This window comes from Streptacidiphilus albus JL83 (assembly GCF_000744705.1).
GTDB classification, from domain to species: domain Bacteria; phylum Actinomycetota; class Actinomycetes; order Streptomycetales; family Streptomycetaceae; genus Streptacidiphilus; species Streptacidiphilus albus.
Map to the genome: position 1 here is coordinate 6530207 of NZ_JQML01000001.1, position 12435 is coordinate 6542641.

At 72.6% G+C, this 12435-nt stretch carries 13 protein-coding genes and 1 pseudogene; 10 read left to right on the top strand and 4 right to left on the bottom strand.

Translation table 11 applies throughout. The features are described from left to right. The first annotated feature begins 5 nt into the window (after nt 1-5). Nucleotides 6-830 (top strand): DUF3159 domain-containing protein, encoded by an 825-nt coding sequence (locus BS75_RS28580; RefSeq protein WP_063771385.1) that lies wholly within the window; start codon nt 6-8, stop codon nt 828-830. A gap of 72 nt (nt 831-902) precedes the next feature. Here BS75_RS28580 and BS75_RS28585 read toward each other — a convergent pair whose 3' ends face one another. Both BS75_RS28585 and BS75_RS28590 read right to left on the bottom strand, forming a co-directional pair. Continuing rightward, a complete protein-coding gene (locus tag BS75_RS28585) occupies nt 903-1580 on the bottom strand; it encodes a potassium channel family protein (protein WP_034090315.1) in 678 nt (225 codons plus the stop codon). After that, nucleotides 1580-2242 carry a potassium channel family protein gene (locus BS75_RS28590; protein WP_034090316.1) on the bottom strand — a complete coding sequence of 221 codons (663 nt, stop codon included), beginning with the start codon at nt 2240-2242 and terminating at the stop codon, nt 1580-1582. Before BS75_RS28590 ends, BS75_RS28585 begins: the two co-directional genes overlap by 1 nt. Nucleotides 2243-2630: 388 nt before the next feature. Here BS75_RS28590 and BS75_RS28595 point away from each other — a divergent pair, with 388 nt between their 5' ends. The 8 genes and pseudogenes from BS75_RS28595 to BS75_RS28630 all read left to right on the top strand — a co-directional run bounded on the left by BS75_RS28595 (nt 2631) and on the right by BS75_RS28630 (nt 10331). After that, entirely contained in the window at nt 2631-4703 is a 2073-nt protein-coding gene (locus BS75_RS28595) for an APC family permease (RefSeq protein WP_042436484.1), read from the top strand. 62 nt (nt 4704-4765) lie between these two features. Continuing rightward, the gene (locus BS75_RS28600) at nt 4766-6067 is read left to right on the top strand and encodes a class I SAM-dependent RNA methyltransferase (RefSeq protein ID WP_034093955.1); all 1302 of its coding nucleotides are present in this window, start codon (nt 4766-4768) and stop codon (nt 6065-6067) included. Nucleotides 6068-6219: 152 nt separating this feature from the next. Next, complete coding sequence (locus tag BS75_RS28605) at nt 6220-6453, top strand: toxin-antitoxin system HicB family antitoxin (RefSeq protein ID WP_034090317.1); 234 nt, start codon at nt 6220-6222, stop codon at nt 6451-6453. Beyond that, nucleotides 6450-6812: pseudogene (locus tag BS75_RS28610) on the top strand (fic family toxin-antitoxin system, toxin component); the annotation flags it as partial. The gene BS75_RS28605 and the pseudogene BS75_RS28610, both read left to right, overlap by 4 nt. Before the next feature lie 233 nt (nt 6813-7045). Then, the gene (locus BS75_RS28615; protein WP_034090318.1) at nt 7046-7885 is read left to right on the top strand and encodes a putative RNA methyltransferase; all 840 of its coding nucleotides are present in this window, start codon (nt 7046-7048) and stop codon (nt 7883-7885) included. Nucleotides 7886-7974: 89 nt separating this feature from the next. Further along, nucleotides 7975-9162 (top strand): AAA family ATPase, encoded by a 1188-nt coding sequence (locus tag BS75_RS28620; RefSeq protein ID WP_152645574.1) that lies wholly within the window; start codon nt 7975-7977, stop codon nt 9160-9162. Between the two features lie 103 nt (nt 9163-9265). After that, complete coding sequence (locus BS75_RS28625; protein WP_034093958.1) at nt 9266-9616, top strand: nucleotide pyrophosphohydrolase; 351 nt, start codon at nt 9266-9268, stop codon at nt 9614-9616. Nucleotides 9617-9788: 172 nt separating this feature from the next. Next, nucleotides 9789-10331, top strand: a complete 543-nt coding sequence (locus tag BS75_RS28630) for a DUF6099 family protein (RefSeq protein ID WP_034090319.1) — start codon at nt 9789-9791, stop codon at nt 10329-10331. 8 nt (nt 10332-10339) lie between these two features. On the opposite strand, the gene BS75_RS28635 is transcribed toward BS75_RS28630, so the two are convergent. Together BS75_RS28635 and dapD are read right to left on the bottom strand one after the other, a co-directional pair. Continuing rightward, entirely contained in the window at nt 10340-10525 is a 186-nt protein-coding gene (locus BS75_RS28635) for a hypothetical protein (protein WP_034090320.1), read from the bottom strand. A 172-nt stretch (nt 10526-10697) separates the two neighbouring features. After that, on the bottom strand, nt 10698-11714 hold the full coding sequence (dapD, locus tag BS75_RS28640) for a 2,3,4,5-tetrahydropyridine-2,6-dicarboxylate N-succinyltransferase (RefSeq protein ID WP_034090321.1): 1017 nt from the start codon (nt 11712-11714) through the stop codon (nt 10698-10700). 136 nt (nt 11715-11850) lie between these two features. Here dapD and BS75_RS28645 point away from each other — a divergent pair, with 136 nt between their 5' ends. Further along, entirely contained in the window at nt 11851-12426 is a 576-nt protein-coding gene (locus tag BS75_RS28645) for an isochorismatase family protein (protein WP_034090322.1), read from the top strand. Nucleotides 12427-12435: the final 9 nt, after the last annotated feature.

The following is a 12435-nucleotide window of genomic DNA, read 5'->3' on the forward strand; positions in this document are numbered from 1 at the left end:
CACGCGTGAGCGGTGGCGGCAAGCACGGGGGCGGCGGCAGGACGGGCGCCGGGCCCGACGGCGGGGCCGAGCCTGACGGCGCGGGCGGCGGGACCGGGGTCGACACCTCGCTGATCGACGCCTTCGGCGGGGTCCGCGGCATGGTCGACATGACCGTGCCCGGCTTCGCCTTCGTCGTGGTCTTCACGGTCACCAAGAACCTCGGCCTCTCCTCGTACTCGGCCTTCGGCCTGACGCTGCTGCTGGCCGTCGTCCGGCTGGCGCGCCGGGAGACCCTGAAGCACGCCTTCGGCGGCGTCCTCGGCGTGGCCATCAGCGCGTACATCGCGATGAAGTCCGGCAAGGCGCAGGACTTCTACCTGCCGTCGATGATCTACGGGGTGGCGCTCGGGATCGCCTACGCGATCTCGGCGGTGGTGCGCTGGCCGCTGATCGGGGTGTTCCTCGGCCCGATCCTCGGCGAGAACATGACCTGGCGGACCCAGAACCCCGGCCGGCTGGCCGCGTACACCAAGGCGACCTGGGTCTGGGTGGCGCTGTTCGCGCTGCGGGCGGCCATCCTCTTCCCGCTGTACTGGGCCGGGAACGTGACCTGGCTCGGCGTCGCCAAGATCGGCCTCGGCGTGCCGCCGTGGCTGGTGGCGATCTACCTGTCCTGGCTGATCCTCTCCAAGGCCCCGCCGCCCATCAAGGTGGCCCAGGAGGAAGCGCCGGAGTCGGCGTCGGACGCGGAGCCGGAGACCTCGGTCGAGGACCTGGTCGACTGGCCGGAGCAGCTACCCGAGCAGACGCCGGACCACGCGCCGGACCACGCGCCCGAGCGCCGCTGACCGGCGCCGTACGAAGCAGGGGCGGGCCGCGTCGTTTCCGACGCGGCCCGCCCCTGCTGCTGCTCCGGGCGATCAGCCCTGCTGCGGCTCCGCCACGGCGCCCAGCAGCGCCTCCAGCTCGCTCTCGCGCTCGGCGGTGGAGACGAACAGCAGCTCGTCGCCGCCCTCCAGGGTGTCGCCGCCGCTCGGCACCAGCACCCGGCCCTCGCGGATGATGGTCACCAGCGCGGTGTCCTCCGGCCAGACGACCCCGCTGACCCGGGTGCCGACCACGGTGGCGTCGGCGGAGAGGGTGATCTCCACCAGGTTGGCGTCGCCCTGGCTGAAGCGCATCAGCCGGACCAGGTCGCCGACGCTCACGGCCTCCTCGACCAGCGCCGACATCAGGCGCGGCGTGGACACCGCCACGTCCACCCCCCACGCCTCGTTGAACAGCCACTCGTTCTTGGGGTTGTTCACCCGGGCGACGACGCGCGGCACGCCGTACTCGGTCTTCGCCAGCAGCGAGACCACCAGGTTGACCTTGTCGTCCCCGGTCGCGGCGATGACGACGTTGCAGCGCTGCAGCGCCGCCTCGTCCAGCGCCGTGATCTCGCAGGCGTCGGCCAGCAGCCACTCCGCCCGCGGCACCCGCTCCACCGAGATGGACTTCGGGTTCTTGTCCACGAGGAGCACCTCGTGGCCGTTCTCCAGCAACTCGCCCGCGATGGAACGTCCCACCGCACCGGCCCCGGCAATGGCTACCCGCATCAGTGTTCCTCCGGGCCCTTCGCGAAGACGGCCTCGACGGCCTTGAGGTCGGCGGTGCGCGTCATCATGTGCACCAGGTCGCCGTCCTGGACGACCATGTCGGGCGTGGGCAGGGTGCCGACGCCGAGCCGGGTGACGAAGGCCACCCGGACCGCGGCGGCCTGCTCCAGCCGGGACAGCCGGTGGCCGATCCAGCCGGCGGCCACCGGGACCTCGGCGAGCTGGAGCTCGCCGCTCTGGTCCTGCCAGTGCGGCTCGACGTCGCTCGGCAGCAGCCGGCGCATCATCTGGTCGGCGGTCCAGCGGACGGTGGCGACCGTGGGGATGCCCAGGCGCTGGTAGACCTCGGCGCGACGGGGGTCGTAGATCCGGGCCGCGACGTTCTCGACGCCGAAGGTCTCCCGGGCCACGCGTGCGGCGATGATGTTGGAGTTGTCGCCGCTGCTCACCGCAGCGAAGGCGTCGGCCTCTTCGATCCCCGCCTCGCGGAGCGTGTCCTGGTCGAAACCGACCCCGGTGACCCGCTTGCCGACGAAGCCCGAACCGAGACGGCGGAACGCCGTGGGGTCCTGGTCGACTACGGCGACCGAGTGCCCCTGCTTCTCGAGGGTGCGTGCGAGGGCAGAACCCACCCGCCCGCAACCCATGATGACGATGTGCACGACCGTCCTTCCGGTGTGATGTCTCGGCTCGATCTTGGCACCGTCTTGACGGGTGCCCGCACCAGGGTCGCACCCTCGCGCGGCAATGGCACACCAGCAGTATCACCGCAATCGGGGCGGATCTACCCAGAAAACCCGGGGCATCCGGGCCGCTGGGCCCCACCGACCACCGCCACGTGCAGAAATTCACAAGCGGCGGAGACCAATCCGTGACGGAGTCGAGATCAAAGCTTCTGGTTGCATGGTCGTCTCGTCATGAATCCTGCGATTCTTAGGCACTTTTCGGTACATGGCGAGGAACCTTCTGCTATCTCCTCCCGCGGGCCCGATGGACGCAAGGGGGAGGGGCGTTAAGAAGGCGTTAACGGGAGGCTCTACCATCCTCAGCGTGTCCAAACTCACCGACATGCCCAAGCGCATCCTCATCGGACGCGCACTCCAGAGCGACAAGCTGGGCGAGACGCTGCTGCCGAAGCGGATCGCCCTGCCCGTCTTCGCCTCCGACGCCCTTTCCTCCGTGGCCTACGCCCCGGAGCAGATCTTCCTGGCCCTGTCCGTGGCCGGGATCTCCACCATCCACTACTCCTGGTGGGTCGGCGCGACCGTGGCCCTGGTCATGCTGGTGGTGGTCGCCTCCTACCGGCAGAACGTCCACGCCTATCCCAGCGGCGGTGGCGACTACGAGGTGGCCACGGTCAACCTCGGCGGCAACGCCGGTCTGACCGTCGCGGCCGCGCTGATGGTGGACTACGTGCTGACCGTGGCCGTGTCCACCACCTCGGGCGTGGCCAACCTGGTTTCGGCCGTGCCCTCGCTGCACGGCCACGAGGTCGCCATCTCGGTCACCCTGGTCATCCTCTTGATGGGGATGAACCTGCGCGGGGTGCGCGAGTCCGGGACGGCCTTCGCCATCCCGACCTACGGCTTCATGATCGGCATCCTGGGGCTGGCGGCCTACGCGGCGATCCGCAAGTACTTCCTCGGCGCCCAGATGCACACCGTCAGCGCCGGCTTCCACCTCGTCGCAGAACCCGGACACAGCAACCTGGCGGGCCTGGCCATGGTGTTCCTGCTGCTGAAGACCTTCTCCTCGGGCTGCGCCGCGCTCACCGGCGTCGAGGCGATCAGCAACGGCGTCCCGGCCTTCCGCAAGCCCAAGAGCAAGAACGCCGCCACCACGCTGCTGATGATGGCGGTGATGGCGGTGATCATGATGATCAGCATCATCTGGATGGGCAACCTGACCGGTCTGCACATGGCCGGCAGCAACAGCCAGCTGATCGGCGCCCCGGCCGGCTACCAGCAGAAGACCGCGCTGGCGCAGATCAGCCAGGCGGTGTTCAGCAACTTCACACCCGGCTTCTACTTCATCGCCGCCGTCACCGGGCTGATCCTGGTGCTCGCCGCCAACACCGCCTTCAACGGCTTCCCGGTGCTCGGCTCGATCCTGGCCCAGGACCGCTACCTGCCCAGGCAGCTGCACACCCGCGGCGACCGGCTGGCCTTCTCCAACGGCATCATCGCGCTGGCGGCCGTCGCCATCGTCTTCATCATCGGCTACGGGGCCAACCCCGACCGGCTGATCCAGCTCTACATCATCGGTGTCTTCGTCTCGTTCAACATGAGCCAGACCGGCATGATCCGGCACTGGACCAGGCTGCTGAAGACCGAGACCGACCCGGCGGTCCGGCGGCGGATGATGCGCAGCCGGGTGATCAACACCGTCGGCCTGTGCTGCACCGCCTGCGTCCTGGTGGTCGTCCTCGGCACCAAGTTCATGTCCGGCGCCTGGATGTCCTGCCTGCTGATGGTGGTGTTCTTCGTCACCATGAAGGCCATCCGCCGCCACTACGACCGGGTCTCCGCTGAGCTGGTCCCGGCCGAGGAGCGCCCCGAGGAGGAGCTGCTGCCGACCCGGGTGCACTCGGTGGTGCTGGTCTCCAAGCTGCACAAGCCGACCCTGCGCGCCCTCGCCTACGCCCAGGTCTCCCGCTCGCTGCGGACCTCCAAGCTGGAGGCGGTCACCGTCAACGTCGACCCGGGCGACACGGCGACACTGCGCCGGGACTGGGAGCAGCGCGGCATCGAGGTCCCGCTGAAGGTGCTGGACTCGCCCTACCGCGAGGTCACCCGTCCGGTGGTCGAGTACGTCCGGGCGCTGCGCCGGGACAGCCCCAGGGACGTGGTCACCGTCTACATCCCGGAGTACGTCGTCGGACACTGGTACGAGCACCTGCTGCACAACCAGAGCGCGCTCCGGCTGAAGGGCCGGCTGCTGTTCACGCCGGGGGTGATGGTGGTCTCGGTACCCTGGCAACTCGAGTCCTCCGAACGGCGACGCAAGCCGGTCGAGTGGATCGCCCCGGGGCAGGTGCGCCGCGGGGACATCAACCGTGTGCAGAACCGCGACACCGCCCGTCCCCGTGCGGTCAGCCAGAGCAGCAAGGACAGCGACGAGTGACGAACCGACGCCCCACCCCCACCCCTTCCACCGGCTCCACCGGTACGCCCGAGGCGGACTCCCTGGTCGGGCAGCGGTACGAGGTGGAGGTGGGGCCGGTCGCCCATGGCGGCCACTGCGTGGCCCGGCACGAGGGCCGGGTGCTCTTCGTCCGGCACGCGCTGCCGGGGGAGCGGGTCGTCGCCGAGGTCACCGACGGCAGCGCGACCTCGCGCTTCCTGCGGGCGGACGCGGTCGAGGTGCTGACCCCGTCCAAGGACCGGGTGGAGCCGCCGTGCGCCTTCGCCGGTCCCGGCCGCTGCGGCGGCTGCGACTGGCAGCACGCGACCCCCGGCGCGCAGCGCAAGCTCAAGGTCCAGGTGCTGACCGAGCAGCTGCGGCAGCTGGCCAAGCTCAGCCCGGCCGAGGCCGGCTGGGACGGCAGCGTCGAACCGGTCGGCGGCAAGCTGCCGGCCGGCGTCGTCCCCCGGTGGCGGACCCGGGTGCAGTACGCGGTCGACCCGGCCACCGGCCGGGCCGGGTTGCGCCGGCACCGCTCGCACGAGGTCCAGCCGGTCGACGGCTGTCTGATCGCCGCGCCCGGCATCTCCGAGCTGGGCGTGGAGACCCGCGCCTGGGACGGGATGGCGACGGTCGAGGCGATCACCTCCTCCGGCTCCTCCGACCGGCAGGTCATCCTCACCCCGCAGGAGGGGGCCCGGCTGCCGATCGTGGAGCTGGACCGGCCGGTGTCGGTGATGCGGATCGACGGCCACGGCGGGCTGCACAAGGTGCACGGCCGCTCCTTCGTCCGCGAGCGGGCGGCGGGCCGGACCTGGCGGGTCAGCGACGGCGGCTTCTGGCAGATCCACCCCGAGGCGCCGGACCTGCTGGTCTCGGCGGTGCTGGAGGGCCTCGACCCGCAGGAGGGCGAGAACGCGCTCGACCTGTACTGCGGCGTCGGCCTGTTCGCCGGGGCGCTCGCCGACCAACTGGGGGAGACCGGCGCGGTGCTCGGCATCGAGTCCTCCAAGCAGTCGGTCGCCGACGCCCGGCACAACCTGGCCGACCTGATCGGCGACGGCCGGGTCCGGATCGAGTGCGACAAGGTGGAGCGGCTGCTGCCGCGCACCGGGATCACCGAGACCGACCTGGTGGTGCTGGACCCGCCGCGGGCCGGCGCCGGCCGCGAGACCGTCCGCCACCTGGCCGGGCTGAGCCCGCGCCGGATCGCCTACGTCGCCTGCGACCCGGCCGCGCTCTCGCGCGACCTGGCCTTCTTCGCCGACGCCGGCTACCGGCCGGTCAGCCTGCGGGCCTTCGACCTGTTCCCGATGACCCAGCACTTCGAGTGCGTGGCGATCCTGGAGCCGGTCGAGCGCTAGGTTCCGTGCGACCGGGCGGCTCCGCTGCGGAACGTGATGAACCTGTGTCTTTTCGTGTCCGCCCGGTGTGGGTATCTCCTCATAGCTCTCCCCGCAGACAGCTCTCCGCTGCAGGGGCTTGCTTGCTAGCAGAATCGCGCTAGCTTGAAAGTATGACTAAGAAGCAGCTGAACGTCCGGGTGGACGCCACCACTGCGGAGATCGCCCGCGCCAGGGCGGAACAGGAGGGGATCAGCATGAACCAGTACATCGAGAAGCTGGTCCAGCAGGACATGGGCGAGGTGGGCCGCTCCTTCGTGGACGCCGCCGCCCAGTTCATGAAGGAGTACGAGGCCGCGTTCCTCGCCGAGTTCGGCGAGCCCGAAGGGACGGGCCAGCGCCGTTGAACATCGAGATCGACCTGTCCTGGCTGCTCATGGTCGCCGAGCAGTACACCCCGGGCGACCCCAGGGTGACCGACTACGGCTCGCTGGTCGCGGCGGTGACCCGCCATCAGGCCGAGATCTTCGACGTGCTGGTCTACCCCGAGCCCGAGGACCGGGCGGCGGCGCTGATGCACCAGCTCATCCGGGTGCCCGCACTCGAACGCAACAACGAGCTGTTCGCCACCGCCGTCGCCTTCGCCTACCTGGTCTCCGGCGGCGCCAATGTCGCCACCACCACCCGCGAGATGCGCAGTCTCGCCCGCGGCGTCCGCGAGGGCCGGCTGGGCGTGGAGGCCACGGCCGAGCGGCTGGCCGGCTGGATCGTCGACCAGCTGCCGGACGCGGACGACGACGAGGACGATCAGGGCAGCGGGGCCGGCGGCGAGCAGGGGGACGCGGGGGACGCCGGGGACGGCGGGGAGCCGGGCCCGGGCGAGCCCTAGCCGCCGCGATCTGACAGTCTCCGCCGCGATCTGCCAGGCTGGGGGCCCGACCAGCGGGTCCGGGCAGCCGTTCCGGCCCGGACAGCCCCAGAAGACGAGGACCGGTACGCGTGCTGCAGGACATCGTGGAGTACCTGGTGTGCCCCCTCTGCCGACAGCCGCTGGGGCTCGGGGACGACCGCCCGGCCACCACCCTCCGCTGCCCGGACCGGCACTCCTTCGACATCGCCCGGCAGGGCTACGCCAACCTGCTGCCCGGCGGGGCCCACGCCGGAACCGGCGACACCGCCGCCATGGTCGCCGCCCGCGACGCCTTCCTCGGCGCCGGCCACTACGCCCCGATCGCCGCCGCGCTCGCCGCCGCCGTCCCCGAGGACAGCGAGTCCGTGGTCGACCTCGGCGCGGGCACCGGCCACTACCTCGCCGCCGTGCTCGACCGCCGACCGCTCGCCCGCGGCCTGGCCCTGGACATCTCCAAGTTCGCGCTGCGCCGCGCCGCCCGCTCGCACCCGCGCGCCGGCGCGGTGGTCTGCGACACCTGGCAGCCGCTGCCGCTCCGCGACGCGGCGGCCTCGGCCGTGCTCAACGTCTTCGCGCCGCGCAACGGACCCGAGATCCGCCGGGTGCTGCGCCCCGGCGGCACCCTGCTGGTGGTCTCGCCGACGCCGCGTCACCTCGCCGAGCTGGTGGGCGAGCTGGGACTGCTCGGGGTGGACGACCGCAAGGACGAGCGGCTCGCGGCGGCGCTGCAGCCGTACCTCGACCACCGGGGCAGCACCGAGCACGGCTTCCCGATGGAGCTCGACCACGCGGCGGTCGCCACGGTCGTCGGCATGGGCCCGAGCGCCTGGCACACCGACCCGGCCGCCCTCGCCGAGCGGATCGCGGCGCTGCCGGACCCGGTCCGGGTGACCGCCTCGGTGAAGCTGAGCGTGTTCACCCGATCGTAGGAATCCGCACGCCCGGACCCGGCCGGTGGCCCGCCTCCGGCTTCGGCCCTGCGATCCGGGCGGCGGGCGGAGCAGTAGCGTCCGTGGGCGTGACCATGACCGTGCCCGCGACGACCGTGCCCGCGACCTCCGCCGCCGCACCGGCCGCGCCGCGCCGCCCCACCGTGCGGGAACTGCGGCTCGTCGCCTTCAAGTCCCACGTCGGGACGCAACTGCCGCTGGCCCCGGTAACCGTGCTGCACGGCGCCTCCGGCGCCGGCGCCTCGAACGTGCTGGACGGCCTGGCGGCCCTCTCCGGCCTGGCCGGCGGCGGCGAGCTGACCGAGGCGCTGTCCGGCGTCCGCGGCGGGCTCGCCGGATGCGTCCCGCACGGCGGGCGCGGCTTCCGGCTCGGCTGCACCGTGGGCACCCCGCAGGGCGCGGTCCGGCTGGAGGTGGCGGTCAGGACCGACGGCCGGCCGCGGGTGGTGGCCGAGCAGCTCGCCCTCGACGGCCAGGTGTTGCTCGCCACCGGCGCGGAGGACCAGGCCCGGGGCCGGATCAACGCCAGCTGGCACAGCGACGGGCGGCAGGGCGACATCCGGGCGCCGCTCTCCGCCTCCGCGCTGCTCACCGCCCAGCTGCCGCTGCGGGTGGCCGGTGCCACGCCGGGGGAGCAGCGGGTGCTGGTGGCCGTCCAGCACCTGCTGACCGCGCTGCGCGAGGTCTTCCTGATCGATCCGGCGCCCGGGCAGATGCGGGACTGGGTCTCGCCCGCCGACGACGCCCGGCTGCGCAGCTCGGCGGACAACCTGTCGGCGGTGCTGGCCCGGATCGAGGGCGAGTGCCGGATCAGGTACGGACGGCTGCTCCAGGCGGTCCGGGCCGCCGCCCCCTTCCCGGCGGCCGGCCTCGGCGTCCTCCGCGCCGCCGGGGACGGACGGGTGCTCGCGGCCGTGGACGAGGGCACCGGCCGCCGCACCTCGGCCGCGCTGCTGGGCGCCGGGACGCTGCGCCACCTCGCCTTCGCCACCGTACTGCTGACCGGACCCGGGGTGCTGCAGATGGGCTCGGCGACCGAGGTGCCGGACGCGGAGCGGCTGCTCACCGTGCTGGCCGAGGACTTCGACCAGCGGCTGCTGCCGTTGGCGGTGGAGGTGGCGGCCCGCGGGCACGTGCGGCTGCTGGCGACCGGACGGGAGCCCGCCGACGTCCCCGGGGTGGTCGACGTCCACTGCCGACGGGAGCCGACGACCGGCGGCAGCGTGCTGGAGGGCGGCACGGGGAGCGGACAATAGTCCTATGCCTATGGATGAGCAGCAGCAGGGCGACGCGGCCGGGACCAGGGTCGGGACCGGGACCGGTGCCGGGGCCGGGACGTGGCGGGTGGCCGGGAGCACGGTGGGGGACGGGGTTCCCGATGTCGCCGAGCTGCAGCGGCGGCTGGGCCGGTTCGCGGCGGCCCGGGGCTGGGGGCAGTACCACCTGCCCAAGAACCTGGTGGCCGCGCTGAGCGTGGAGGCCTCGGAACTGCTGGAGATCTTCCAGTGGTTGACGCCGGAACAGGCGGCGGCGGTGATGTCTGACCCGGAGCGCGCCCCCCGGGTGGAGGACGAGGTGGCGGACGTGCTCGCCTACCTGCTGCAGTTCTGCTCCGCGCTGGGGGTGGACCCGCTGGCGGCGCTGGCCGCCAAGATCGAGCGCAACGAACTCCGCTTCCCGGTCGGCGGGACGCCGCCACTGGACGCCTGAGGGCCCGGCGTCGGGCGTCGGCCGCGCCCGATCGCCCGATCGGGTGACGGAGTTTTCCACACCCCCGGGTCTGTCCACAGGAGGCAGCCGTCCGCGCCCCGGTGTCCGGCCGCCGGTCCACGCTGGATTTCTGACGGATCGTCCGTCGGGAGACCAACGGGAGTGCGACGCCATGGACGCGCTGAGACTCATCAAATCCACCCGCCATGCGCTCACCGAGGCGCGCAGCGTCCCGCCCGCGCTGATCGAGGCGTGGCAGGCCTGCGTCCTGGTGGAGGCCGTGGCCTCGCTCGCGGCGCTCTCGCTGACAGGACCCGGGGCCGGCGCCGGGGGCGGAGGTGGGGCTGCGGTCGGGAGCGGCGCGGTGGAGATCGCCAACGCGCTGATGGAGGCGGCGAGCCACGCCGCGGCCTGTGTCGGCCGCCCCCCGGACGAGGGCGGCCCGAGCCGGGCGGAGCGGCTGAGCAGCGTCGGGGACCTGACGGCGACCGTGCGGGAGTTGCGGGCGCTGATCCACGAGACGGCGGAGTCGCTCATCGTGCTCGCCTGCGGGGCCGGCGAGCAGGAGCTCTACTGGCGCTGCATCGACTCCGTCGACGCCGTGGCGGAGTGCCAGGAACTGGCGACCGAGCTGCTGCGCGCCGTGGACCGGAGCCGGACCGAGCCCCGGCCGGTCTGGGAGCGGCAGCGCGCCGACCGGGGCGGTGAGTCGTGACGGCGCTGCTAGAGCTGCTGCGACAGCTCCTCGCGCGCATGTGGCGGCGGGCTCTGCAGGTCGGCGTCGAGCCGGCCCAGATCGGCGTCGAGTTCGGCGAGCAACTGCTGCATCTGGGCCAGCAGACTCAGCGGAGCTGCGGGCCCCTCGGAAAAGGCTGCGGGCCCCTCGGAAAAGACAGAGGTCTCGGACATGGCGGGCGGGCCCCTCCTGGCTGCTGCGGACGGGCCCGGCGGACAGTGCCGGCCCCGCCCGTGGAACGAGCGGGAGCCGAGCCCGGTCACCCTGGGTCACACCCAGGGGGGATCTACGGCGCCCTGGTGAGCCCAGGGTTGACGGACCGGGCCGGCCCGCACCGCCGGTCCGTCAGTTGTGGGCGTGCAGGGCGGCGTTGAGGCCGCCCCAGGAGCCGCTGCGGGCGATGACCTCGACCGCGCCGGACTGCGAGTTGCGCCGGAACAGCAGGTTCGGCAGGCCGGACAGGTCGACGGCCTTGATGATCTCGCCGTCCGGCAGGGTCACCCGGGTGCCGGCGGTGACGTAGAGGCCGGCCTCGACCACGCAGTCGTCGCCGAGCGAGATGCCGATGCCCGAGTTGGCGCCGAGCAGGCAGCGCTCGCCCACGGACACGACCTGCTTGCCGCCGCCGGACAGGGTGCCCATGATCGAGGCCCCGCCGCCGATGTCGCTGTGGTCGCCGACCACCACGCCCGCCGAGATCCGGCCCTCCACCATGGAGACGCCCAGCGTCCCGGCGTTGAAGTTGACGAAGCCCTCGTGCATCACGGTCGTGCCGGCGGCCAGGTACGCGCCGAGCCGCACCCGGTCCGCATGGGCGATCCGGACGCCGGACGGCACGACGTAGTCCGCCATCCGCGGGAACTTGTCGATCCCGTAGACGGCCAGCTGGCCGCCCTCGGCGCGGACGGCCAGCCGGGCCGCCTCGACGCCGTCCACCGGCACCGGGCCGATGCTGGTCCAGGCGACGTTGGCGAGCAGGCCGAACAGGCCGTCGAGGTTCTGCCCGTGCGGCTGCACCAGCCGGTGGCTCAGCAGGTGCAGCCGCAGGTAGGCGTCGTGGGCGTCCAGCGGGGCCTCGTCCAGGGAGGAGACGACCGTGCGCACCGCCACGACATCGACGCCGCGCCGGGCGTCGGTGCGCAGGGCACCGGCCACGCCCGCGCCGAGGGCCTCGGCGGCCTCCTCGGCGGAGAGCCGCACGGTCCCGGCCGGGCCGGGGGACTCCGCCAGCGTGGGGGCGGGGAACCAGGTGTCGAGGACGGTGCCGTCGGCGGCGATGCCGGCCAGCCCGACGGCGACAGCGCCACGGGCGGCAACGCCGAGGGAGGCGGTGGAGGAAAGGGGTGCAGTCTCGTTGGTCACCCCTGAACGCTAACCAATCCGGCGGGCCGATGCCGAACCGGACCGGCACGCGGACGCACCGGGTGACCGGATCGGTCCGCTGTCGGACCCGATCGCGCCTGTCCCGGCCGGTCAGGGCCAGGCCAGACTGATGGACATGACCCGAGCACTGATTGTCATCGATGTCCAGGAATCCTTCCGCGCCCGTCCCGAGTGGGCCGCGATCAGCAACCCGAAGATCGCCGACCAGGTCGACCGGCTGGTCCGGCTCGCCCGCGACGCCGGCGACACCGTCGTCTGGGTGCTCCACAGCGAGCCCGGCAGCGGCGGCGTCTTCGACCCGGCCCTCGGCCAGGTGCGGCTGATCGACGGGCTGGAGCGCCGCGACGGCGAGCTGCTGATCCACAAGACCTCGCACAACGCCTTCACCACCACCAACCTCCAGCAGGAGCTGACCGCCCGGGGCATCCGCGAACTGACGGTCTGCGGGATCCGCACCGAGCAGTGCGTGGAGACCACCACCCGGGTGGGCAGCGACCTCGGCTACGACGTCACCTTCGTCAGCGACGCCACCGCCACCGACCCGGTCACCCGGGGCGGGGTCACCCTCAGCGCCGAGGAGATCATCCAGCGCACCGAGTTCGCCCTCGCCGACCGGTTCGCGACCATCGCCACCGTTGCCGAGCTGGAGGCCGCCGCCCAACTGGAAGCGACAGCGTCCGACGGGGAATGATCGACCCAC